This window comes from Sporosarcina sp. NCCP-2331 (genome assembly GCF_023707945.1).
In the GTDB taxonomy this organism is placed as follows: Bacteria; Bacillota; Bacilli; order Bacillales_A; family Planococcaceae; genus Sporosarcina; species Sporosarcina cascadiensis.
The window spans coordinates 41,611-65,480 of the sequence record NZ_BRCD01000013.1 but is presented as its reverse complement, the minus strand read 5'-3'; the positions used below and the strand labels follow the sequence as shown (position 1 = coordinate 65,480).

Annotated in this window: 27 protein-coding genes and 1 other RNA gene; 8 read left to right on the top strand and 20 right to left on the bottom strand. The window is 43.7% G+C overall.

From position 1 onward, the window contains the following. Positions 1-7: 7 nt before the first annotated feature. From NCCP2331_RS09530 to NCCP2331_RS09515, 4 genes are all read right to left on the bottom strand, one after another. A complete protein-coding gene (locus tag NCCP2331_RS09530; protein ID WP_251670251.1) occupies positions 8-949 on the bottom strand; it encodes a thymidylate synthase in 942 nt (313 codons plus the stop codon). A gap of 127 nt (positions 950-1,076) precedes the next feature. After that, complete coding sequence (locus NCCP2331_RS09525) at positions 1,077-1,673, bottom strand: YpjP family protein (RefSeq protein WP_251670249.1); 597 nt, start codon at positions 1,671-1,673, stop codon at positions 1,077-1,079. 738 nt (positions 1,674-2,411) lie between these two features. Then, complete coding sequence (locus NCCP2331_RS09520) at positions 2,412-3,179, bottom strand: class I SAM-dependent methyltransferase (protein WP_251670247.1); 768 nt, start codon at positions 3,177-3,179, stop codon at positions 2,412-2,414. Between the two features lie 8 nt (positions 3,180-3,187). Then, entirely contained in the window at positions 3,188-3,619 is a 432-nt protein-coding gene (locus NCCP2331_RS09515) for a BrxA/BrxB family bacilliredoxin (RefSeq protein ID WP_251670244.1), read from the bottom strand. A gap of 254 nt (positions 3,620-3,873) precedes the next feature. Between NCCP2331_RS09515 and NCCP2331_RS09510 the strand changes: the two genes are divergently transcribed. Next, positions 3,874-3,984, top strand: coding sequence for a putative holin-like toxin (locus NCCP2331_RS09510; RefSeq protein ID WP_251670242.1), 111 nt, complete (start codon positions 3,874-3,876; stop codon positions 3,982-3,984). 292 nt (positions 3,985-4,276) lie between these two features. On the opposite strand, the gene NCCP2331_RS09505 is transcribed toward NCCP2331_RS09510, so the two are convergent. Then, positions 4,277-4,534 carry a hypothetical protein gene (locus tag NCCP2331_RS09505; protein WP_153721277.1) on the bottom strand — a complete coding sequence of 86 codons (258 nt, stop codon included), beginning with the start codon at positions 4,532-4,534 and terminating at the stop codon, positions 4,277-4,279. A 104-nt stretch (positions 4,535-4,638) separates the two neighbouring features. On the opposite strand from NCCP2331_RS09505, the gene NCCP2331_RS09500 reads away from it, so the two are divergent. Further along, positions 4,639-5,655, top strand: a complete 1,017-nt coding sequence (locus NCCP2331_RS09500) for a DUF1646 family protein (protein WP_251670240.1) — start codon at positions 4,639-4,641, stop codon at positions 5,653-5,655. A gap of 31 nt (positions 5,656-5,686) precedes the next feature. Here the strand turns inward: NCCP2331_RS09500 and NCCP2331_RS09495 are convergent, their stop codons facing one another. The 5 genes from NCCP2331_RS09495 to NCCP2331_RS09475 form a co-directional block, all read right to left on the bottom strand. Beyond that, on the bottom strand, positions 5,687-6,121 hold the full coding sequence (locus NCCP2331_RS09495; RefSeq protein ID WP_153721279.1) for a hypothetical protein: 435 nt from the start codon (positions 6,119-6,121) through the stop codon (positions 5,687-5,689). A 57-nt stretch (positions 6,122-6,178) separates the two neighbouring features. Beyond that, positions 6,179-6,649: a GNAT family N-acetyltransferase gene (locus NCCP2331_RS09490; protein WP_251670238.1), complete on the bottom strand. Its 471-nt coding sequence runs from the start codon at positions 6,647-6,649 to the stop codon at positions 6,179-6,181. A 38-nt stretch (positions 6,650-6,687) separates the two neighbouring features. Next, complete coding sequence (locus tag NCCP2331_RS09485; protein WP_251670236.1) at positions 6,688-7,269, bottom strand: nucleoside/nucleotide kinase family protein; 582 nt, start codon at positions 7,267-7,269, stop codon at positions 6,688-6,690. A 230-nt stretch (positions 7,270-7,499) separates the two neighbouring features. After that, positions 7,500-8,474: a proline dehydrogenase family protein gene (locus tag NCCP2331_RS09480; protein ID WP_251670231.1), complete on the bottom strand. Its 975-nt coding sequence runs from the start codon at positions 8,472-8,474 to the stop codon at positions 7,500-7,502. A gap of 88 nt (positions 8,475-8,562) precedes the next feature. After that, positions 8,563-9,180 (bottom strand): DUF3298 and DUF4163 domain-containing protein, encoded by a 618-nt coding sequence (locus NCCP2331_RS09475; RefSeq protein WP_153721283.1) that lies wholly within the window; start codon positions 9,178-9,180, stop codon positions 8,563-8,565. Positions 9,181-9,300: 120 nt separating this feature from the next. On the opposite strand from NCCP2331_RS09475, the gene NCCP2331_RS09470 reads away from it, so the two are divergent. Further along, the gene (locus NCCP2331_RS09470) at positions 9,301-9,678 is read left to right on the top strand and encodes a nucleotide excision repair endonuclease (protein WP_251670229.1); all 378 of its coding nucleotides are present in this window, start codon (positions 9,301-9,303) and stop codon (positions 9,676-9,678) included. A 44-nt stretch (positions 9,679-9,722) separates the two neighbouring features. On the opposite strand, the gene NCCP2331_RS09465 is transcribed toward NCCP2331_RS09470, so the two are convergent. Next, positions 9,723-10,073, bottom strand: a complete 351-nt coding sequence (locus tag NCCP2331_RS09465) for a YolD-like family protein (RefSeq protein ID WP_194841069.1) — start codon at positions 10,071-10,073, stop codon at positions 9,723-9,725. A gap of 106 nt (positions 10,074-10,179) precedes the next feature. Continuing rightward, positions 10,180-11,892: a methyl-accepting chemotaxis protein gene (locus tag NCCP2331_RS09460; protein ID WP_153721498.1), complete on the bottom strand. Its 1,713-nt coding sequence runs from the start codon at positions 11,890-11,892 to the stop codon at positions 10,180-10,182. A 230-nt stretch (positions 11,893-12,122) separates the two neighbouring features. Between NCCP2331_RS09460 and NCCP2331_RS09455 the strand changes: the two genes are divergently transcribed. Continuing rightward, positions 12,123-12,548, top strand: coding sequence for a MarR family winged helix-turn-helix transcriptional regulator (locus NCCP2331_RS09455; protein WP_153721286.1), 426 nt, complete (start codon positions 12,123-12,125; stop codon positions 12,546-12,548). Positions 12,549-12,626: 78 nt separating this feature from the next. Here the strand turns inward: NCCP2331_RS09455 and NCCP2331_RS09450 are convergent, their stop codons facing one another. Further along, positions 12,627-13,625: an EAL domain-containing protein gene (locus NCCP2331_RS09450; protein ID WP_251670221.1), complete on the bottom strand. Its 999-nt coding sequence runs from the start codon at positions 13,623-13,625 to the stop codon at positions 12,627-12,629. Between the two features lie 315 nt (positions 13,626-13,940). Here NCCP2331_RS09450 and NCCP2331_RS09445 point away from each other — a divergent pair, with 315 nt between their 5' ends. After that, a complete protein-coding gene (locus NCCP2331_RS09445; protein WP_228551028.1) occupies positions 13,941-14,354 on the top strand; it encodes a DUF948 domain-containing protein in 414 nt (137 codons plus the stop codon). Positions 14,355-14,359: 5 nt separating this feature from the next. Then, positions 14,360-14,794, top strand: a complete 435-nt coding sequence (locus tag NCCP2331_RS09440) for a DUF948 domain-containing protein (protein WP_251670218.1) — start codon at positions 14,360-14,362, stop codon at positions 14,792-14,794. Between the two features lie 88 nt (positions 14,795-14,882). Here the strand turns inward: NCCP2331_RS09440 and NCCP2331_RS09435 are convergent, their stop codons facing one another. From NCCP2331_RS09435 to yhfH, 3 genes are all read right to left on the bottom strand, one after another. Then, positions 14,883-15,368, bottom strand: coding sequence for a DUF948 domain-containing protein (locus tag NCCP2331_RS09435; RefSeq protein ID WP_251670215.1), 486 nt, complete (start codon positions 15,366-15,368; stop codon positions 14,883-14,885). Between the two features lie 2 nt (positions 15,369-15,370). After that, positions 15,371-15,808, bottom strand: a complete 438-nt coding sequence (locus NCCP2331_RS09430) for a DUF948 domain-containing protein (protein WP_251670213.1) — start codon at positions 15,806-15,808, stop codon at positions 15,371-15,373. Positions 15,809-15,930: 122 nt separating this feature from the next. Further along, positions 15,931-16,059 (bottom strand): protein YhfH, encoded by a 129-nt coding sequence (yhfH, locus tag NCCP2331_RS09425; RefSeq protein ID WP_153721291.1) that lies wholly within the window; start codon positions 16,057-16,059, stop codon positions 15,931-15,933. 1,354 nt (positions 16,060-17,413) lie between these two features. On the opposite strand from yhfH, the gene ilvA reads away from it, so the two are divergent. Together ilvA and NCCP2331_RS09415 are read left to right on the top strand one after the other, a co-directional pair. Then, on the top strand, positions 17,414-18,682 hold the full coding sequence (gene ilvA / locus NCCP2331_RS09420; RefSeq protein ID WP_153721292.1) for a threonine ammonia-lyase IlvA: 1,269 nt from the start codon (positions 17,414-17,416) through the stop codon (positions 18,680-18,682). A gap of 196 nt (positions 18,683-18,878) precedes the next feature. Further along, on the top strand, positions 18,879-19,421 hold the full coding sequence (locus NCCP2331_RS09415) for a GDYXXLXY domain-containing protein (protein WP_194841071.1): 543 nt from the start codon (positions 18,879-18,881) through the stop codon (positions 19,419-19,421). A gap of 50 nt (positions 19,422-19,471) precedes the next feature. Here the strand turns inward: NCCP2331_RS09415 and NCCP2331_RS09410 are convergent, their stop codons facing one another. The 4 genes from NCCP2331_RS09410 to aspS all read right to left on the bottom strand — a co-directional run bounded on the left by NCCP2331_RS09410 (position 19,472) and on the right by aspS (position 23,836). Further along, positions 19,472-20,893 (bottom strand): NAD-dependent succinate-semialdehyde dehydrogenase, encoded by a 1,422-nt coding sequence (locus tag NCCP2331_RS09410; RefSeq protein ID WP_251670211.1) that lies wholly within the window; start codon positions 20,891-20,893, stop codon positions 19,472-19,474. 12 nt (positions 20,894-20,905) lie between these two features. Beyond that, on the bottom strand, positions 20,906-21,673 hold the full coding sequence (locus NCCP2331_RS09405; RefSeq protein ID WP_251670209.1) for a tRNA threonylcarbamoyladenosine dehydratase: 768 nt from the start codon (positions 21,671-21,673) through the stop codon (positions 20,906-20,908). Positions 21,674-21,809: 136 nt separating this feature from the next. Beyond that, a non-coding RNA gene (gene ssrS / locus NCCP2331_RS09400) (6S RNA) lies at positions 21,810-21,990 on the bottom strand. A gap of 76 nt (positions 21,991-22,066) precedes the next feature. Further along, positions 22,067-23,836: an aspartate--tRNA ligase gene (gene aspS / locus NCCP2331_RS09395; RefSeq protein ID WP_251670207.1), complete on the bottom strand. Its 1,770-nt coding sequence runs from the start codon at positions 23,834-23,836 to the stop codon at positions 22,067-22,069. Positions 23,837-23,870 lie beyond the last annotated feature (34 nt).

The following is a 23,870-nucleotide window of genomic DNA, read 5'->3' as shown; positions in this document are numbered from 1 at the left end:
CTCCTCCTCATACCGCGATCGGTGCTTTGATTCTTGGGTGCGGATCATAGCCTTCTATCGTAATATCTTCTGTCTGCAAGTCGAAAATGGAACGGCCTTCATAACGGACTTTCAAAGTCGGCAGGTCTCTTGGATCTCTTGACAGCTGCTCTTTTACTTGATTTATATGATTTTGATAAATGTGGGCATCACCGAGCGTATGGATAAACTCTCCCGCTTCAAGTCCGCATTCATGTGCAATTAAATGAATCAATAACGCATAGGACGCAATATTAAACGGCACGCCAAGGAACACATCCGCACTTCTTTGGTACAATTGGCATGACAGTTTTCCGTCCGCTACGTAAAATTGGAACAGCAAATGGCAGGGCGGCAATGCCATTTCATCTACTTCTGCCGGATTCCAGGCAGTTACGATATGACGACGTGAATCAGGATTCGTTTTGATGCTTTCGATGACTTGCGCCAGCTGATCGATCACACCGATTCCCGAGTCCCATGCACGCCACTGTTTCCCATAGACAGGCCCCAAATCCCCGTGGTTTTGAGCAAAGGTTTCATCTGCAAGTATTTTTTCTTTAAATGCTGCAAGTTCTGCTTGATAAACTTCTGCAAACTGCTCGTCTTCCAGTACTCGATGACCGAAATTCGTCATATCTGGTCCCGTGTACGCTTCACTTTTCACATAGCGCTCAAATGCCCACTCGTCCCAAATGCCGTTACGCTCCTGAATGAGCGTCCGAATATTCGTATCGCCCTTCAAAAACCACAGCAATTCAGACACGATTAAGCGAAACGCCGTCCGTTTTGTTGTCAGCAGGGGAAAACCTTGCGCCAGATCAAAACGCATCTGATAGCCAAACACGCTGTACGTTCCAGTTCCGGTACGGTCTCCTTTTTTCGTTCCTGTTTCAAGAATATGTTCACAGAGATTTAAATATTGCTTCATTTTCAAACTCCTCTATCTAAAGATGCCACTTGGTTAAAGTAGTTACATTATAGCATTATTTCCGCTTCGACAATAATAATGTCTATCCCCGAAATTCAGACAAAAAAACACACCGCAAAATGGCATCTTACGAAAGCCATTTTGGCGGTGTGTTTTTCGACCAATAAATATCACCCAGTGTGTGATGCGCGGTAAATTCGTCTTCAGCCGTGTGGTAATGAAAATTGTAAAAATAGCCGTCGATCGGGCGCTTTTCTGTACGTACATGGAATCGGATTACGTCTTGTTCTGCCGTTTTATCGTAGACATGGAAAATCTTTTCTGCGTAATCGCCTGAAGGCTGTTCCGTAATTGCGAGCCGGCGTTCTGATGCGTTATGTAAGCTTGTCTGGATGACTGCCTCGATTCGCGGGAAAATTTCCGTATCAAATTCATTTTGAATCACTGGCCCGATGCGCTCGCCAAACTTTTCGTAAGATAGCGAACGTGCAGTGCCGAGCAGCAAGTCTTCATCTGAAAGAGTTGGATAAGCAGGTGTAGTCAGCTGATCCGTTGGCGAGTCACCTAAATCAATTGAATAATGGGTATCACGTGTCGTGGAATCGGTTTCATTCGGTTCGTCTTTGTCTTGAAAATTCAGCCAGATTTCATGGCTCGGCGTAATGGCACCAAGCGTTAATACTGCGACAGAGGCAATCATAAACCGCTGCAGCCATTGCTTCATATTCCCCACTCCCTTCAAAATTCCGTCATACATCTTACTTAGTCATACGAAATGCACGGCAAAAGGTTTCTTCTTTCTCTATTTCATTGTACAATAAAGTCAAACTTGTATCATTCTTTTCACAAAAAGTTCGCTGATTGCAAGTTAAGCGGAATTCAACCAACCGAAATGCTGGATAAAAGGAGGTCGCAACAATGGACGTTAACATGCTGCTGGGAATCGGAATGCTAGTATTGACTCTATACCTGAGCTCCCTTAATTTCACTCATTAATGAACAAGTGCTGAGAGCGCCGTTTAGACTCGACAGGCGTTGGAGGAATAGCAATAAAGGCGTTCTTTGCCTTTACTGCTATTCTGAAACGTCCCGAGAGTCTGGCGCTCGAAGCCGGATGAAATCAAAAGCGGAAGACGCCGTTCAGCCTCGACAGGCGTTGGAGGGCTTAAAAATAAAGGCGCTCTTTGCCTTTATCTTTAAGACCAAAACGTCCCGAGAGTCTGGCGTCTGCAGCTGGATGAAACCAAAGTAAAAAACTGTGCACACTGAGTTAACTCTCAGTCTGCACAGTTTTTTTATGAAAATTAAGTTGGTACGCTCGGTTGAGAGCCAGTTTGGTGCGGTCTGAAGCGAGTTACAAGCGTTCAAATAGAACTTTCGTTCGGATGTGTGTAAGGCAGTTTGGTTCGGTTCTGCTAAGGTTTGGTTTGCTGCTGCAGAACTTTCGCTCGGATTGGCATAATCACTTCTCCAAAACACCATAATGCACTTTCGTATGTAAACGAATTTGCTGAATAAAACCAAACCGCTTGAACATGGGCGACTGATAATGGTCTTTCAGCACCACGCGCCGCTTGCAAACTCTTAATGCCTCCTCCACCCACTCTTCCGTCAAACTGTAAGAAGTCCCGACCGACCGCAGGCTCTCAAAATTAGAAGATTCCTCGATGGGTGTAGTAAACATAGGATCAAGGAACACGATGTCATAGGAATTACTCGGACGAGTTTTCAAAAACGTCACCGCTTCCGAATGAATGACTTGAATGCGCTCCATTGCTTCTCGTAATAAAGGAAAATCAATCGGGAAACTGTACAGGCCCGTCTTCGTTAAAAATGCGACGATTTCATCTGCTTCTGTCCCTGTTACTGTTCCTTTTTCTCCGACGGCGCTTGCCGCAATGATTGAATCCGATCCGAGACCTAATGTGCAATCTAAGAATGAATCACCGGGTAAGAGTTCTGCTGCGGCTACTAAAGGATCGGTTTCGCCTTTTAAGATACGCTTTAAACGATAGGTTGCAGAATTCGGATGAAAGAAAAATGGTTCTTCGCTGCCTCTCTTATAAAACGAAAAGCGGTCCTTCCCCGCCACAAGCACATCCGATTGATAGATGTCCTGCAGTTTGGTGATGGACCGCTTTTTTCGTTCAACGACAGGAGCCTGCAAACGTAACGCTGCTTCTTGCAGCAAAGCAGCGGACTGTTCATCAGGTCTTCCGGCCGTCGTCATAATCAGGCTCACTGACCGACTACATTCGTCAATACATCGACGAGGTGATCTTTAATATGATCTTTGTCAAAGTTCTCGATTTGTTCACGAGGCACGAAATACGCAAGTTTGCCTTGATTCCATATCGCAATCGAAGGAGAGCTCGGTGGAATTTCGGGGAAGTGCGCGCGCATAGCTTCCGTCGCTTCCTTGTCCTGTCCGGCAAACACCGTCAATAAATGATCGGGCTTCACTTGTTCCACTGCTTCACGCACTGCGGGGCGTGCCAAACCGGCTGCACAGCCGCAGACAGAGTTAATGACAATAAGTGCTGAACCTTCTAACTCTTTTAATGTATCTTCCACTGCCTCAGCTGTTGTCAGTTCAGTAAATCCTGCAGTTGTCAATTCTTCGCGCATCGGGGTAACAATCCCACGCATGTACTCGTCGTAAGCATTCATTGAAAATCTCCGCCTCTCTAAAATAGATACCGTTTCTATCTTATCGCGTTCAGTGGAGATTTTCATCTTATCTACTCGCCCTATTAGTTATGTTGCTTTTAAAGTCAATAAAGTTCAATGAGGTTTCTTACTAATAATGAAGGAACATATGATCCCTATTAGGTTTCTTTTCATACTTTGTAATGGTATAATTGAAGAGTAGAAGACATACAGCGGATGGGCGGTTGGCACTCCCTTTGAAAGGGGGTGTTTACATGGTGACATACGAAGCAATGAACATGTTATTTCAATTTGGCGTGTTCCTCGCAACAGCGGCAACAGCCATTGTAGCGATAATTGCTCTATTCATCAACAGAAAAAAGTAACCACCCTCCGCTAACGCCAAGTAAGCTGAGTGGTTACTCTCTTTGTAATACCTTAAGTCTTTACTGGCCAACCGCACTTCATGCGGATGTCAGCTGCACTGACTGGGTGTTGACGCACCCGGTCTTTTTTAATATATGTTTATCTTACCACATTTATACGATTTCAACACCTATTTTAGTTGCTGTACCGGGTTCTCATGCAATTACTATAGGGTTGCTGAATCATTAAAAGGATTGCCATCCATGTGAACCTGAGATATAAATCGTTGTCCTTTTGCAAAAATTATCATCTTCACTTTTCGTCTTCTTCACAATCTTTACGTTTCACAATCGTCTTACTGCCCGAATACAACCCGCTCGCCGACAACCCCATAATGATCCCGCCCAATATTCCTGATTTCCAATCATACGGAAACAAGTAAAAGATCCCGCCACCAATACCTAACGCAAGTGATAAAATCGGCATCAGTTTTTTTGGCAGGCCATATAGTTTTAGAAGTTCTATCAATCCGATAATAACCGGAATCAGTACAATATCTGTTACTTCCAAAGCGTGTCCTCCTCCTCTTTTTTCTATTCTATTCAGACTGTATGCAAGATGAATCGGCGCTTTGCATAGAGTAAAGAAGAAATATTGGCGAAAAGGAGAATGACATGGTTATTGGATTGATAGGTATTTTAGTGCTGGTCCTATTGCTGCCATTTACGGTACACCGCATAGAGCGCAACCTGGAACTATTTTTGTTCTTGATGGGCTGCGCTGCCGCATATATCAGCGGAGTGCTGCAGCCGCCGCTCATCACGAAGGCACTCCAAGACCCTCTTCATATTACGTTTGCAGTCATTGCAGCGGGCATTGTCTTCCGCTGGGTGCGCGGTCCTTTTGAGAGTGCTGTTCTTTATTGGAGCCGGCTCCTTCCATTCCGGCTTTTCCTGGCCTGTATCATCATGATCCTCGGTTTCATTTCGAGTATCATTACCGCGATTATTGCAGCACTTGTGCTTGTTGCCATCGCTTCCGTGCTGCAGATGGACCGCCGTTCAGAAATACGCTTTGTAATCCTGGCATGTTATGCAATTGGAATGGGCGCGGTGCTGACACCTATTGGAGAACCGCTTTCGACGATTGCGACCAGTAAATTAAACGAGGATTTTTATTATCTGATGAATCTGCTTGGATGGGATATTGTGGCGGGCGTTTTCGCTTTCGGATTGCTGGCCGTCTTCTTGATCAAGCCCAGTCGCCGTTCAACCCGGGATTCGTCCGGACAAGCGGCGGAGTCATATGGGGGCATTCTCGTAAGGGGGATGAAAGTCTATATTTTCGTTCTTGCATTGACACTTCTAGGTGCAGGGTTCGAACCGCTGATCCGTCTTTATTTACTGGACCTCCATCCGCTGACGCTATATTGGATCAATATGATTTCTGCCGTCCTCGATAATGCGACACTGGCTGCGGCGGAAATCAGTCCCGCAATGGACGAAGCAACCATTCAGGCAATTTTACTCGGATTGCTCATTAGCGGGGGGATGTTGATTCCCGGGAATATCCCCAACATTATCGCAGCAGGCAAATTGAATATTCGGAGCGGTGAATGGGCGCGTACCGGTGTCCCGCTTGGCTTGTTTGCGATGGTTGTCTATTTTGCCATTTTGCTCGCGAGGCAATGAAAAAAGACCGCTGCCATGGCGGTCTTGTCCATTACTTGTTTACCTTAACCCATACTTTATACTTATCGTCATCTATCTCGACAGTCTTTGTATTGGGATTTGCTGCACTGTTTTTCTTTATGTACCCTGCTTCAAATGATGCAGTGGCAGTACTCTCGGTAGTTATTTCTTCGGAAGGTACACCAATGCTTATCGCATCTGTCACTGACCAGGAATCTTTTTCAGATTTTTTCACATTGGCGATAAATATTTCTTCTTTTTGATCCATATTGCCTTTATAGACAGTAATTACCCGATCGTTATCTACTTCCAGCGTTCTGTAAACTTTGATCACTTCTGCGAAACCTTCTTCTGCATGAAGCTGATCGAGCGCTTCTTCCGGTGTATTTGACATGCTGCTTTTACTTGCCGCGCAGCCTGTTGCCAGCAATAGAGTCAGAAGTAAGAAAAATATTTTCTTTTGCAAAACATCAGCTCCTTCTATAAGTATATCTACCTTGGTTTTCGGCCCATTAAACACAAGTCAGCGCAGCAACTTCCTCATGACGACAACTGGAACAGATGCTCCGTCAGCTCTCTTGACAATCGTTTCTTCATAGATGTAATAACCAATCGACTGATAAAGATGTATATTTTCCGGTACATCTATCCGCACTTTGCATAATAATTCATGCTTATTTTGTTGTTTTGCAAGATCTTCTAAATAATTGAGAATTTTTTTGGCGATGCCCTGGCCATGTCGTTCAGGAATTACAGACAGCCTGAAAAAATACATGCTGTTCTCTTCCATGCGAAAACGCACCATCCCGGCCGGCTGATCTTCCACATAGCAAATAATCGCCTGCTCGCCGTTTTGCAACCCTTCTGACAGAGTTTGTACCGTTTCATCCAGCGCGCTGGAAGGCGGATTCTCATTTTGATATTTTAGAAACGCCTGGATCATAATATCGTGAATGACAGGCGCATCCTGTACTGTGGCTTGAATGATTTTCATAGAACTCCCCACTTTTTGCAATATGTTTGGAAATCAGCTTATGCTTTCTGTATATAATCAGCCAGCAATAGAGGATTACACTCTCTCATATATATCTCTTCCGCCGGGAAATATCTGTGCTCATACTTGTCGATAATCTTTTCTCTGCTGCCGATATATGTATCTCTTTCAAGCACACGCGAAAGTCTGGTCTGTCTGTTTACATCAAGATAAATAACGTAATCAAAGTACGGCCGCAGCTCTGGACGCTGCAGAAACACACCTTCTATAATCACCGTTGAGCCAAGTGGAATTTCAATTTCCTGCTCACTGTAGCTGTCTGTTTCCTTATCATACAGTTCCAGAGTACGTTTCACTTCCAAGCCGTTTTTCAAGGGCGTTAACAATTCGCTGTTCAAGTACTCATACCGCCACTGCAGCTGATAATAGCAGAACCATTCTTCGTGCTCAGCGTTGTAACGGACTTTCTCCGGATGTATGAAATCGTCCAGATGAAACAGATAGGCACTTTTTAACGACTGCAACAGCTTTAATGCATAAGTTGATTTTCCTGATCCGCCCAATCCGTCTACTCCGATCAGTACGGATCGTCCCGATGATTCAGGCAGTGTAGGTAACATATCGCCATTTTCTCCTAACTATCTTTACTTTATTTGTCCATCCTGCGCAAAAAAACTTCAAAGTTATTATCACTTTTTTGCTGCCTTATAAACGTCTAGGACATATTTTAATCTAAGAATATTTTCCTTCATCATACCATACTGCACTTATTTTCCATTAAGATAATGTTTAATCAGTGGATTACACAGAAAAAGCATTGCCCGTATGCAATGCTTTTCTGCAGACTTTATTATTTCCCCCGCTTCGACAAGCGCCCAAGCAAGAATACCCCTGCCGCCAGACCGATCACGGTATTGGTCTTTCTAGTAAACACTTGCTTCGTCATCAGATTAATGTTCTGCGGACGTTCTGCCAGTCTGCGCATGAAATAGCCGTACCAATCCTCTCCGAACGGTACATAAGTACAGAATTTATAGCCTTCCTTAGCTAAAGAAAGCTGCAGATCTTTACGGAATCCGTAGAGCATCTGGAACTCGAACTGATCATGCGGAATACCATATTCTTTTACAAAACGTTTCACATGGCCAATGATTTTGTCATCATGTGTGGCAATAGAGGTAAACGTTCCATGTAGAAGATGCCACTCGATGATCTTAATGAAATTCTCATCAATTTCTTGCTTTTGCTGATAGGCCACGGCAGGCGATTCCTTATAGGCGCCTTTCACCAGACGCATCCGTAAATCCCGATGAGCGCGTGTATCCTGTAATGCACGGTGAAAATAAGCTTGAATTACGGTCCCGATATTTGTGCAGCCTTCTTCTGTCAGTTCATCAACTAGCCGGAACGTCGGCTCAAGCCTCGGATAGTTTTCCATATCCAAATTGACAAAGATGCCATCACGGCCGGCTTGCTCCGCAATTTCTTTGATTTGTGCTTTGCAAAATTTATAATCAATGTCGAGGCCGAGCTGGGAAGGTTTTATGGAAAGGTGTGCATCCGCCTGTTGCTCACGGATGGCATCCACTACGGCCAAAATCTGTTCTTTCGCCGCAATGGCTTTGCCTTTGTCATAGACAAATTCACCTAAGTTATCAATCGTACAGGAGATACCGGCCTGATTCAGTTCTTTAACACTGTCCATCATTTCCGCAATATTGGTTCCTGCCACCACTTGCTGTGCACCGAGCTGTAAACCATAAGTTTGAGCGGCTCTGTTCAACAGCTGATTTTCCGATAACCCGATAAAGAAATTTCTCAGCATAAGTTCCACCTCTTTTGTATAATCTGTATATTCAAATTATAACATGAGCGATGCAACTATTCCTATAATTCATCTGCCGGATATTTTCTTATACCCCTATAAATGGCAGACTTCTGTCCGCAGGGCTGTTCGGTTTGATGATGTCCTGCAAGTCCAGCAGCGGAATCGGGAAATACGGGAAACCCTGTACATATGGGGAGATTTCATACAGCTGGAAATAGACGACGAGTGAAGTGTCGGCAATGTAGAAATCCTGGTCGGGACGAATTTTTGTGAATGGTTCGAGGACGGAAATTTCCCACTGCTGAATATGTCGCCGGATGTATTCTGAAATCCGCTGTACATAGGGGCTGCCCGGCTTGAACAGATCAGGCAGACTGTAACTTCTGCCTGTCTTTGTATCGAACGTCAAAGATTTGCAGTACGTCATGCCGTGTGCTCCCCCGGTAAATGAGTACACAATGAGATTGATACTGAGAAGCCCTCTCTGGTTATTCTTCAGTTCGTACGAAGCAAGCAGCTCTACCAGACTTGGTTCATAATAATTGCCTTCAACAAGCAGTTTATTCATCTCTTTAAATATCATTTGATTGAGCTGCTGCATCATTTTTGATTCTTCCAGCTGCGTAATGACCGGATAATAAATATCCACTTTCGGTTTCGTGTTCTTCACATGATAGGTTTGAATAACGGCAGGCGATTTCATGGATTCATCCTTCCCAAGACATTTGTCTACTATATGCAGGGAACGGACGGAAAGTTTCTCGCTTTTTCATCTGCCGTATGGTAGGATGGACCTTCAATCATATGAGGATGTGACGTAAAATTGATTACTATTAAATTGCCCGAACCAGCTGTGACAATCGTTCGCAGAAAACAGGAAATGACGTCTGAAGAGACACCGATCAAGCCGATTTATGGATTTATCGATTTCCATGAAATCCCGCGTGATAAAGGCGGACTTTTACTGTTCTTCAACCAAAGTGACGAGTTATTATTCGTAGGGAAAGCAAGAAAATTGCGCCCGCGTCTGAAAAAGCACTTTGAAGATACAGTCTCTCCATTGCGCAATCACCGAGAAGAAGTGGCGAAAATCTCTGCGATTCTTGTCGACGATCCAATGGAACGCGAAATCTACGAAACATATGTCATCAATACGGAGCGCGCGAAGTATAATATCGAAAAAGCGTTCTACAAAGACTGAAGCTGTCTGCACTTTTGCAGATAGCTTTTTTATTTCATGAAATCCTATATACCTTCCGCATCTTTCGCCAGCTGTACGTCGATAATAGCAGGGACAGCAAGTTTGTCTTTGCCGAACGGATCGCTCAGCAGAATAGTGGAAGCTGAGGGGTTCAGCGCTTCGATGATGCCTTGATAGAAGTGCACCTTGCCTTCATGCCAAGTTTTGATTGCTACCTCGCATTTCCTTCGCCAAGCAGTTTCCAGCGTCTGCTGCATCGACTGCAATTCAAAATCCGTCAGCTCGGGCCGTTCGGTATACTGATCTTCCTGCTGCCAGTCCCGAAGTCTCTCCAAATGTTCAGGAAGCATCAGTGAAGTCCACTTCATGTTTCCACGGTCACGATTTCGATCCATATGAATCCCTCCCTCCAAAAGAGTATGTATGTTCGTTAGTATACAGAACGTATATTCTTGTTGCAATGTAAAAAAAGACCATCGCGTCATAAGCGATGGCCTGTCATTACTTCGGCAAACGGAAAGAGCCTACAAAAACTTCCAGTTCATGTGCCATTTGATTGGTCTGATTGGAGCGGTCCGAAATTTCTTCGATGCTGGCCGTAGTTTCTTGAGCAGCTGCCGCTATATTATTTGTCATATCTTCAATATCGCGTACTGAATGTGTTAAGTTTTCTATTAGCTGTACCACTTCCGTCGATTTCTCAGCTTCCGATGTCATCAGCTTGGAGATGTTTTTAATTTCCTGTACCGTTTCTGCGACTGCAGAGGAAACATTGCTGAGTGATTGTGAAGTGAGCCGTACGGTTTCAGTACCTTTTGTAATATGCTTGGTGTTTTCCGAAGTAGAGGAAATTACCTGCTGAATGCGTTCGGAAATATCCTGCACCAGCTTCTCCACTTCAAGAACTTCCTGATTGGACTGTTCAGCCAGATTTCTGACTTCTTCCGCTACTACAGCGAAACCTTTTCCATGCTCTCCTGCACGTGCGGCTTCAATTGAAGCGTTAAGCGCAAGCAAATTCGTTTGTGCGGCAATGCCGGCAATTGAACCTGTAATATTTTGAATCTTCGTAGTGGATTCCACTAAGTTTTGTATCGTATCGCCGACTTCCTGAGAGCCTGTGCGAATTAACTCCATATCTCTGCTGATTTCATCCGCACGTTTTGCTCCTTCAAGCGCGATATTCATCGTTTCATTGGAATTGACCAGCATTGCGTCGGCATCTTCTTTTGTATTCCGAAGATCATTTGCTAAGCCGGACAAGATCGCTGTTGCATTCTCTGCATTCGTTGTACCGTCAGTTACTGCAGTTGCAACTTCTTCAATACTGTTTGCCACCATAGAAACCGCTTCGCGCATCTCGTGCAATGATCCGGACGTCTCGCCGGCATTTTCTGACAGCTTATGCGAAGTCGTATTCATTGTCGAAATCATTTCCTGCAGATTGACAGTCATACGGTTCAATGTGCGGGCCAAATCACCTACTTCATCATTCGAATGAACTTCTGTTGCAGCTACCGCTAAATCACCGTCCGCAATCTTTTTTGCCTGCTCAATTAAACTGGAAATCGGCTTCGTTTTGCGCCGGATCAGGAATCCTGTTCCTATTGATGCAAGCAGCATCGGGATAATACTGATCAGAATGCCGTCACGAACGACAGCCCATGTTCGATCTTTTACAATATTGGCATCGAAATCGATGACGCTTACTGCCACGACTTCTTTGCTGGTATCATGATCTTTATGAATCGGCGCATAGCCTGACAATCGTTTCATCCCGCCGAATTCATACGGCTGAGAATAGGTTGGATGATTATGCTCGAGCAGTTCGTCAACGGCTTTTTTATCCATTTGGAAAGCATCGCCCGGTTTGAATCCTTTAGCGCTTAAATTATCATCCAGCGCAATCAGGTTGCCGTCTAAATCAAGGATATATTGTGTTTCGAATATATTTTTATGATCAGTCGTCCAATTCAAAGTTTGGCCTATTTCCTTCTGTGTCTGCGCATCGCCCGCCAATGCTTTTTCCATATCATCGGGCCGGATTAAACCAGTGGTTATATTCGCACAGCCATACGCTTCAATCCCTGCTGCATCATATAATTTATCATAAGCAGTTTTATATGTAGCAAGAGAAGTGATCGCTAACATCACCACTAAGATACCAGCAATAATGGTACCGAGTTGAAATGTTAATGAATCCTTAAATTTCATCAAACCTTATGCCCACCTTTCACGTTCTTTTCATCTAGTTCATTTGTTGTCTCAATCATACGCTATCTATCTCGAATTAAAAAGCAGAAAATGAAAAACTCTATACTTTTGAATTGATATAATAAAAACTTTATAGATTTTTGTCATACAAATGTTGTAATTGTTGGAATTGCTGTATGATGAATAATATATAAGCATAAAGTTTTCCGAATGAAAGGCAGGAGTCCGATTTGAAAGATAAACAAACTATTTTTAATTTACTGCATGTGATGGATCAAGTAACGAACAAAATGCTGATTCGTTTTCAACAGGAATCCGAACTGGCGCTGGGCATTTCGCATATTCTCGTTTTGCTGGAATTGCATAACAGCGGAGAGCAGCGGCCGTCTGATCTGGCAGAAGTGCTTGGCTATACCCCAGCTTCACTGACGCATTTATCCACTAAACTGATTAACAACCATTATATTACGACACGAAATGACGAAGAAGACAAACGGACAAAGTATTGGGAAATAACTCCGTTGGGGATAGAAGTCTTAGATAAGGCAAAAAAACACGGCCAAGCAGTACGTACCGAATTCTTCAGCCATCTGTCAGAAGACGAACAAAAAAATCTGCTGCAGATTTACACGAAATTGAATGATACGTTTATTTGATTGATAAGTTTACATAGAAAAAAGGCTGCCTGCTTGGCGGCCTTTTTCAAACTAATTGAACTACAAGAACAGCAGCCGTCAAATGGAAATCTTCTTGAGGGGCACAGCGGACGGTTTCCCGAATAAATATCCCTGAAACAGCTGATAGCCTTTATTTTTAAGCCACTCAAAGTCAGCCGCTTCTTCAATGCCTTCTGCTAATGGCACAGAACCGATTGCCAGTGCTTTTTCAAGAAATTGTCCGGCAATCCGCTGCTTATCCAAATCTTCTGCGATACCCTGTACATATTTAATATCCAGCTTCATATAATGCGGATTCAAGTAAGAAAGCACTTCTGCCGTATTGTAGCCTTCCCCGACATCATCAAGGGCATATTTGAATCCTCTGGAATGATAATACTTCAAAATGGTCTTCAAATGATCCAAGTCTTCCACTTTTTCCGATTCTACGACTTCAAAAATGAGACGATATGGATCGATTTCCAGTTTGTTGGCTAATTCAATCGTAGAGCGCAGACAAAATTCCGGCGCATAGATGGAAGTCGGCACAAAATTGATGAATGCCTTCTGCGTAATATGTTTTGCGTATCTAACTGCAGTCAGCCGGCACACCCGGTCCAGCGCGTACAATCTGCCGCGTGTTTTGGCAGCGGAAAAAATTTCTTTAGGATAAATGACGGTACCGTCTTTATGATAAAATCGTGCCAATAATTCATAGGCGTAAATTTCCAAATCCGCTGTGACAATCGGCTGGTAATGGCTAGTCAGCTGCTCGTCTTTAATGACCTGGTCAATCCATTGCTCTTCAACGACCTGCATAACTTCAGAAAAAGGACGCCACTCCGTCTGGTCAACCCGGAAATGAATGGTATCCATTTGTGCTGCATGATCTGTACAAAAGTCGTATAATTCTTTTATCGCCTGCTCTTTCACGTAATAGATCGAATCGGTTTGACGCACCAGCATATTGGCTCGTTTCAAATGCTTCTCCACCGATTGAATCAGTGCCTGCTGCTGACAATTTTTAAATGAAACTTCATATTCTAGGTCTATGACTCGACAAGCATTACAAGGCATATCATTGCCCCCTTTTTCAATTTTAAGATGCAGTTGAATAACTGTTCTGCATAAAGACGGACTGGTTGCTTAGTCAGTGCTCAGTACTCTTACAATGTAAATTTTGAGTCCAACTTATATAAATGATAACATGATGTAAGTACTTTCCTCGCAGATTAACCTGAGTGCTTGATGATATTTAGCCGGCAGGTGTTTAGATTCCTTTCATTTGTGGAAAGACAAGGGTATAGAACGTCTATCGGCACTGGCAATTAGGCAGACGTTTTGTATAGTTAAGGTAAAGGTTTTTATTATGTGGAGGTGACGAGATTGAAGGTGCTCTTGTATATTAGTGCCATTGTTGCCGTAGCGGCTTTAGTAGTCATTGCAATTGCTATTATTAAAACGGCCAAAACGGTCAAAGAAGCGATGAAAGATGTAACAGACACCATGAAACGCGTAGAAGTGAAAGTGAGCGGCATCACGGACAAGACCGATCAGCTGATGAATCGGACGAATCAAATTACCGAGGATGCAAACGCTAAACTGCAGTCCGTAGATGGACTTGCCGCATCGGCTAAAGAACTGCGGGATTCAACAGAATACGTCCAGCACTCCTTGGCGAAGATGGCGGACCAGGTGGCTGCACCTCCTGGCAAGTATGCGAAATTGATGCAGCAGACAACCGTTTTATCTGAAGCGGCAGCGCGGATGTATTACAGCGCGAAGCAGCAGAAAGGAAAGAGGTGAACTGAATGGATTGGGTACTGGGCATTGGTGTCTTACTCATCGGTATTGCTCTTATTATAGTGGCAGTGGTGCTGATCAAGCCGCTCGGAAAATTAACCGAAGTGCTTGAAAGCGTAAAGAAAACTACTGACACCCTGCCATCAACGGTAGCGGACATTACCGGCCAGACACAGCAAATACTTCATACAAGCAATGAAACAATCAGTAATGTGAATAAACAGGTTTCTGAAGTCACACCTGTTTTCCAAATTGTCGGAGATGTCGGTGAAGCTTCACGTGAAGTCACAACAGCTGCACTTGACCGTTCTGTACGATTAAAGGAACGTGTAGGAAATGCAAGCGGGTTTGTTCAAGAAAAAGAATACAAAGGCCTCTATGGTATGGTCACATTAGTATTTTATCTGATGCAGCAAAAGAAAGAACTAAAGAAATTTAAGTAATCAAAAAACACTTTCCGCATAAACGGGAAGTGTTTTTTCTTGGGAGAATAGAAAACGCACCCTGTGTAAATTCACAGGGTGCGGGAAATTAATAAGCGTTTTCGTCAGGAGCAGGAAGTTTTCTGGCTGAAGGTTTATGTTCATACTGCGTATCCGCAGACTCTTTACGTTTCTTAAAGAAATAATAGCCGAGCATAGCTGAACCATAAATACTGCCGAGTTTTTTATTCTGTTCCGACGTTGCGGTATGATCTCCTTTTTGCTGAACCGATGAAGTGACATCGACCAACGAAGAAGTCAGCGCCTGAGTGGATTCACCCAAGTCACCCACCACTTGAAACAGCGGGGTTAAATTTTCAATTTTCGTATTCATATCTGCTAATGTATGATTACTGTTTTTAATTAAATTCCCCGTCTCATCTAAAATGCCGTTGAGCTGGCGGGGAAGTTCCCCTACTGTCTTGTCCACATCCTGTAAGATGTTTCCTACTTGTTGCAACACTTTAGAGAAATAAATCGCCAAAATGATAAAGGCGACACCGATTAAGATAACACCAATTCCTACGAGATCCATTTTCATACCTCATTTCCACCAGAATTTTCCGAACCTTCTTTTCCGCGTTTCCAAGAACGCAGCAGAGTCGAACCAAATTCCCCATATTGAATTGCCTGAATAAAAGGCCGGGTCCCGGGAAGTGATCCGTCTTTCTCAAACTGTCTTGTACGTTTTGATACTTCCTCACTCAAATATTGAGTTGACCGTCCGACATTTTCAATTGTTGCGAACATGGGAGCTGCCGCATCCAATTTTACTTGGACATCTGCCGCCAGTTGCTCTGTTTCATTGAGCAGTCCATTTACATATTCCATACTGTGATCCAAATTCTCCTCCACCCGTTTCGCTGTGTGCGAGACTGTCAGCAGCAAATGAGAAGACTTTGTCAGCAGCAATGAGAGGTAAATGGCGACTATCAGAAAAGCGACCGCGATTAATAATACACCTGCATATGCCATGCATCGTGCCTCCTTTCGTAAAAGTGAGTATACCTTACTATTCTATACCACCCAGCGTTATTCTAAAACATCAGAAAAAACCTGCTTCTTCAATTTACGGAAGAAGCAGATCATTTTTAAACTTATTCTTCATGGCGTCCAACACAGCGCTCACATTCGTAGATTACTGATTCATGCTTCTCAGTGAACTTATCTCCGCACTCCGGGCATACTTTCTCCACGTTGTTTCTCATCTCATTATTCATTTTCATAATAAATTCCTCCATTCATATTGTTTGATTCACTGTACTGATACAGCATCTGTTTTATTGATACTAATATATAACAGTGTATATGGTTTTGTCACTGCTTTTGGATAAAATCTATTATTTTGCGATAGAATCCAAAAGAGACGGATGAACGACGAAAATTTAGAATTAAACAAAAATTGAGAGCGCAATCAATCTGCACTCTCAAAGTTTAGTCCTTACATAAGTAAACCGTACACTATAACGGCTGCGATGATGACAAGAAAGACCACCAATACTGTCCATTGCGCATTATCCGGCTTTTCTGGTCTGCTGTCCCACTTCTGCATAGAGTAACGCTTCCTTTCTGGTTACAATACTTTGCTTCACTTTATAGTTTTCCCCTCGCTTTTCAAATTAAACCCAGGAATTGATGTGTTTTCGTTGAAAAGTTATTCAATCATTTTAGTTCTTCACCAAAACAGGGTGTTTGGGAGGTAAGTGGAGAGAGACCGTTTCCCTGCGTTCCAGGCGGACGCGTGTCTTGCGGGCCCGCGGTGAGCCGACTTGGTCGCAAGCTCCCGCAAGTCGTCTCACCTGTCGGGCTGATCCTCCCGGAGTGGTTTTGCCGCGGGCTCACACGAAGTGAGTCATGCAACCGTTGCCGCAGGACGCGGCGTACTTAGGTTGCCTTCCACTTCGGTACACTGGCTGGTGTTTTAATACTCTTTGTGTGAGTAGGTAGTATGAGCATATTATTTAAGAATATAATGATAGTTGAGGTACTTCATGCAGTACTTATTATTCTGCAAAGGCTAAGATTCTTGTGATCAATGCGTTTGCAAAGTCAAGAAACTGGAACCACACCAATTAAATCTACACTGTGCAAAAAATTACATGACATACATTCCCCACACCAGCGAAGGCGCAACTGCGGGGTCGGCCGTGGCAGTGAGACTGCTGGCATGCTCTACGCCAGTAGGCTCACTGCGTAAGGCAATCCCCCAGCGCCGAAGCGAATTTAAACTGCAAACTCACACTCGCTTCAATCTTCCTGCAAAGTCGTGCAACAAAAACCGCACATACCAAATCCACACACTGCCAAACTGCATGATTTTCGCCATACGCACGTGACAGGTTTTCAAGAAAAGATTATGGCGCAAACCTGCTATTTTTAATGAAAATAGTAAATTTCATTAAATGAAAGCATTGAAAAAGCAGGAATACACAAGTAACCGCTTACATATATTATTAAGTCAATATTTGCAAAAAAGTTAAAAAAATAAACGCGCAATTTAGAACTTTCTTATGTTCACAACGTTTTTTTCATGTTATTATGAGTAAACGTTAAATCGTTACGGAGGTTAGATGATTAATTATGAAGGTGAAAAGTATGGAATCCAAAAGTATTCAAGTAGAAGAAATTTTAATTGCTAACCAGCTGCTGAAAGATGTAGTAGCTCACACGCCGTTACAAAAGAATGAGCGTCTGTCGGAAAAGTATGATTGTCATGTGTATATTAAGCGTGAAGATCTGCAGCATGTTCGTTCTTTTAAATTGCGCGGCGCTTATTATAAGATGAAACGCATTGAAACAGAAGCACGCCAGGCAGGGATTGTATGTGCCAGTGCGGGAAATCATGCACAGGGCGTAGCATATGCATGTGCACATCTTGATATTGACGGCAAGATCTTCATGCCGCAGACAACTCCTAAACAAAAAGTGAATATGGTAAAAATGTTCGGCCGCGACCGAATTGAAATTATTTTGGTCGGCGACACGTTTGATGACTGCTTTGAAAAAGCCATCGAATTGACGGATAAAGAGAAACGGATCTTTATTCACCCTTTCAATGACCGAGATATTATTGCCGGTCAAGCCACAGTGGCAGTTGAAGTGATGAACGATATTGAAGAGCCGATTGATTACGTTTTTGCAAGCATCGGCGGCGGTGGTCTCATGTCGGGAATCAGTACGTACATCAAAAACTTATCACCGCATACCCGCATGATTGGGGCAGAACCTGCAGGCGCAGCCAGTATGAAAGCTTCCATTGAAGCACAAAAAGTAGTACCGCTGTCTGCGATTGATAAATTCGTGGACGGAGCAGCAGTGAAATGCGTAGGCGATTTGAACTTCGATATCTGCAATCAATATGTCGAAAACATTGTCAGCGTTCCGGAAGGCAAAGTGTGCACCGCTATTTTGGATCTGTACAATGAGCACGCAATCATTGCAGAACCTGCCGGCGCACTCCCTATTGCAGCACTTGATTTCTATAAAAATGAAATTAAAGGCAAATGTGTAGTCTGTGTAATCAGCGGCGGTAACAATGATATCGGCAGAATGCAGGAGATAAAGGAAAAATCTATGATCTATGAAGGCCTCCTGTATTATTTCCTTGTCGATTTCCCGCAGCGTGCAGGCGCCCTGCGGCAATTCCTTGATACTGTTCTGGGTCCTGACGATGATATTACGATGTTTGAGTATACGAAAAAGAACAATAAGGAAAGCGGCCCTGGCTTAGTCGGCATAGAAATCAAGCGTAAAGAAGACTATAACGGCCTCATTGAACGAATGGAGCAAAATGGTTTTCCTTATAAAGAAGTGAATAAAGACAGCTCCTTGTTTGGGCTGTTAATCTAAATAGTATTGTAGACAGGCGTCTGGTAGCATTGCATACCAGACGCTTTTTGTGTTCATTCATTTAGAGGATTTCGAGAGCATGTTTCCTGAATTATTTATTTGGGTAGTTAGATATTAAAACCTGTCCATTATGCACATGCTGTATTTACATAAGAAGCCTTCTTTTTATGAAATTTACAGAAAGGCGGTGACGCTGATGACTAATCGACATAAAAAGTTTAGTATAGCCGTACTCTTCATCATTCCCCTGCTGCTACTTGCAAGTATCGCGGTTCCTCACTTCACGACGCTTCAATCAGGAGCGGACGTCTATTTGCAGACTGAACCCATAACCAAAAAAGACGTGAATGAAAACTATATCTTCTTGCGCTATGAAGTGGAAAAAGTGCCCAAAGAGCGATTAACAGCCAATTTGGTGAATCAATTAAAGCAGCCAAAAGATTTAGGAATGACAAAGGTTTACGGTATATTGGAAAAACAGAATGGCGTGCATCAGCTCATTTCGTTAAGTGAAGAAGAACCGGCTGACGGTGTCTATCTATCAGGCTGGCTGCCCCAAACAACAGAGCGGGAATATCGGGAGATCGAACATTATGTAGTTAATTTTGGTCTTGATTACTTTTATGTACCGAAGAAAGGCCATCGAGTTGCAGCAGACAGCCAGACAACTGGCATCACAAAAGCACATTTTAAAGTACTTAACGGCAGCGGAGTCATGCGCGGTGTAGAAATAAATTAAAAAGAAACAGAAAGGATGAGTTCAAGTACTCTTCCCTTCTGCTTCTTTTTTTATAATCCCAATGAAATATATTTTACTTCCAGATACTCGTCCATCCCCTGGTGTCCGCCCTCGCGTCCCAGTCCACTTTGTTTAAATCCGCCGAACGGTGCCTGCGGTGCGGAAGGAAGACCGTCATTTAATCCAACGATTCCATACTCCAATGCTTCACAAATACGAATTCCTGCTGAAATATTCTCCGTGAATACGTATGCTGCGAGTCCATAAATCGAATCATTCGCACGCTGAATCACTTCTTCTTCCGTTTCAAATGTCGTAATCGGCAGTACCGGACCAAATGTTTCTTCTTTCATACAGAGCATATCATCGGTAACGTTCGCCAGGACAGTCGGCGGATAGAATAAACCATTCTTCCGTTCTCCTCCGATTGTTTCAACGTTTGCACCCTTGGATTTGGCATCTTTTACATGTTCCCGTACCTTTTCTACCGCTGATTCATCAATCAACGGGCCGATTTCCACATTCTCCTCCAAACCATTGCCGACTTTCAGTTCATTTGTTTTCTTTAAGATTCGTTTAGTAAATTCTTCTGCCACAGAGGAATGAACATAAATTCGGTTCGCACAGACGCATGTCTGTCCTGCATTACGGAATTTAGCTCCAATCACACCATTTACTGCTTTATCCAGATCACTGTCAGCCATTACAATTGCCGGTGCATGCCCGCCCAGTTCCAATGAAATTTTCTTCATTGTATCGGCTGCGCCTTTCATCAGAAGCTTCCCGACTTCCGTTGACCCTGTGAATGTAAGTTTCCTGACACGTTCATCCTGTTGCCAGGCTTCTGCAATTTCTCCTGCACTTCCTGTCACGACATTGATGACGCCGTCAGGTATGCCTGCCTGTTGCGCAAGTTCAGCTAAACGAATGGCAGTCAGCGGAGTCTGCGAGGCTGGTTTTAATACGACTGTACAGCCTGCGGCAAGAGCAGGACCTGCTTTCCGTGTAATCATTGCTGCCGGGAAATTCCATGGTGTAATAGCAGCTACGACACCGACCGGCTGTTTATGAACGAATAAACGTTTTGAAGCAATAGCAGAAGGAATCGTCTCACCATAAATACGCTTGCCTTCTTCTGCATACCAGGTGATAAAACCATTGGCATAGCGTATTTCACCAAGTGCTTCCGATAACGGTTTTCCCTGTTCCATTGTCATCGTCTTCGCCAGGCTGTCTTCCTGCTCTTCAATCAATGCCGACCACTTCATCAAATAAGCGCTGCGTTCGTAAGCGGATAATGCTGACCAGTCTTTCAGTGCATGATAAGCTGCATCAACAGCCTGTGTTGCTTCACTTGCACCGCCTTTCGGCACGGTTGCAATTTTTTCCCCTGTTGCCGGATTCACTACATCCATTATCGGCAGCTCCGACCCTGTACGTTTTCCGTTAATCAGTAATTCCATTGCATCCATCATATCTCTCCTCTATTTTGCATCATTGACTCGTTCCACTGGTATATCCGCCACTATATCATTTAATACCCAACTGGCAAGAATCAAACCGGCAACAGACGGACAAAATGCATTGGACGCCGGCGGCATTTGTGCTTTTCGAATGGCGGCCTCCGGATTCCCTACTGTTTCGACTACATCTTCTCGGATGACAATCGGGCTTTCATCGGAGAAAACGACGGGCACACCTTTTGTGATACCAAGCTTTTTTAAACGCAAGCGCATGACTTTCGCAAGAGGATCGGTATGTGTTTTAGAAATATCGGCAATTTGAAAACGAGTGGGATCTGTCTTATTTGCTGCACCCATGCAGGAAATCACTTTCACTCCGCGCTCTATACATTGCTGGATCAAATGGATTTTATAACTAATTGTGTCCGATGCATCGATGACGTAGTCCGGTTGATAAGAGAAAAACTCTTCTGCTGTCTCATCTGTATAGAACATATGCAGATCAATGACTTCACACTCTTTATTAATATCTGCGATTCTTTCCTTCATGACGCCTGACTTCGATTTGCCGACGGTCGACAGATAAGCGACTAATTGACGGTTGATATTGGTAATGTCGACAGTATCTTTGTCCACGAGGATGATGCGTCCGACGCCTGATCTTGCACAGGCTTCAGCTGCGAATGAACCGACTCCTCCTACACCGAGTATGGCTACTGTCTTGCCTTTCATTCTCTCAATTCCTTCTTTGCCGATGGCTAATTCATTCCTTGAAAATTGATGTAACATGGGGACCTCATCCTTTATGCTAGATTGTCTTTTCTCTATGGTAAATCACGACTGGCGATCAGTGCAACTAACTGCATTTATAGACGCAAAAAACCCTTCTGCACGAATGCAAAAGGGTATAAGTGTAAAGTAAAGAAAAAATCCCGACTGTGCCGTCTTTGGATATCGCTTTGAACCCGCTTATAGCAGGTGGGTGTCTTATCCGGCTCTTTTGACGTCCCGTTTAAAGGCATGCCATCCAAGTTGGAATTGCAGACTCCCGACGATTTGATGTTGGGTCAAAACTGATTGGCAAATGACGAACACTTCAGGATTTCTACTAACTTCATCCTATCACACGCTATTTCATAATTCAATCAATTTGATGGCGTTGTTTTAAAAATGGTAGATTCCTCACTTTTTTGCGGTTTCAACTGCCACTTTAATCCCGAGTTCTTTCAGCTGTGCTTCATCAACCGCGCTAGGTGCTTCTGTCAATAAATCGCTTGCACTCGCGGTTTTAGGGAATGCAATTGTATCGCGCAAGTTGGTAGATCCCGCAAGCAGCATGACAATTCGATCTAGGCCAAATGCAATACCGCCGTGTGGAGGTGTTCCGTATTCAAACGCATCCAGCAAGAATCCAAATTGCTCTCTTGCCTGCTCGTCCGTGAATCCGAGTGCTTTAAACATTGCCTCCTGGACCTCACGCTGATAAATCCGCAAAGATCCTCCGCCGAGCTCATAGCCGTTCAACACTAAATCATAGGCCTGCGCTTTAACCGAAGCTGGATCTGAAGTTAATTGCTCCACATCAGAAGGCATTGTGAAAGGATGGTGTGCTGCATAATAGCGGCCATCTTCTTCATCATATTCGAATAAAGGCCAGTCTGTAACCCACAGGAAGTTGTATGTGGACTGATCAATAAGCTCCAAGTCTTTTCCTAGTTTCAAACGCAACGCGCCCAAAGAATCTGCAACAACTGATTTCTTATCCGCACCGAACAGAAATAAGTCGCCTACTTCACCTTGCCCGGCAGCTTTAAGCGCTTCTCCGATTTCACCGTCAAAGAATTTTGCAATCGGGCCATTAAAGCCGTCTTCTGTTACTTTCAGCCAAGCCAATCCTTTTGCCCCGTATACTTTCGCATACTCGCCAAGCGCGTCGATATCTTTACGGGAATATTTCTCGGCCGCACCCTTCACATTAATCAGCTTTACCTGGCCGCCAGTTTCAACAGCTCCTGCAAACACTTTGAATGAAGAATCCTTGACGATATCGGATACATCCGTCAATTCCATGCCAAATCGGGTATCCGGCTTATCTGAACCGAAACGGCTCATTGCTTCGTCGTATGGAAGGCGTTTAAACGGTGAAGGGATCTCAACACCTTTTACGTCTTTCATAATCTTGGTAATTAAACGTTCATTCAGCTCCAAAATATCTTCAATGGACATGAAGCTCATTTCCATATCAATTTGCGTGAATTCAGGCTGACGGTCTGCACGCAGGTCTTCATCGCGGAAACAGCGGGCAATTTGATAGTAACGGTCAAAGCCCGATACCATCAACAGCTGTTTGAACAGCTGAGGAGACTGCGGCAATGCATAGAATTCTCCTTCATGAACACGGCTTGGCACTAAGTAGTCACGTGCGCCTTCAGGTGTGGATTTTGTTAAAATCGGTGTTTCCACTTCGAGGAAACCTTCGTCATCCAAGAAATTACGCACTGTTTTCGTTATATCTGACCGCATTTTAAAAACACGTGCCAGTTCTGGGCGGCGAAGATCTAAATAACGGTATTTCAAACGCGTTTCTTCCCCTACGTCTGTTTCATCTTCAATCGTAAATGGAGGATTTTTCGCTTCATTGATTACTTTGACTTCTGTAACCTGTACTTCTATGGCGCCAGTTTTCAGATTTTTATTCTTTGTTCTTTCTTCGCGCTCAATGACAAGGCCTTTAATTTCAATGACATATTCATTGCGTAATGTTTCTGCGATTTCCAATGCTTCTTTCGAGATATCCGGATTGAATACGGTCTGGACGATTCCTGCACGGTCACGGACATCAATGAAGATGAGTCCTCCTAGATCGCGGCGCTTTTGGACCCAGCCCTGTAACGTGACTTCCTGTCCGATTTGCTGTTCTGTTAAGTTTCCACAATAATGAGTGCGTTTCATGACGACTACACTACCTTTCCATTCTTTGTTGTTA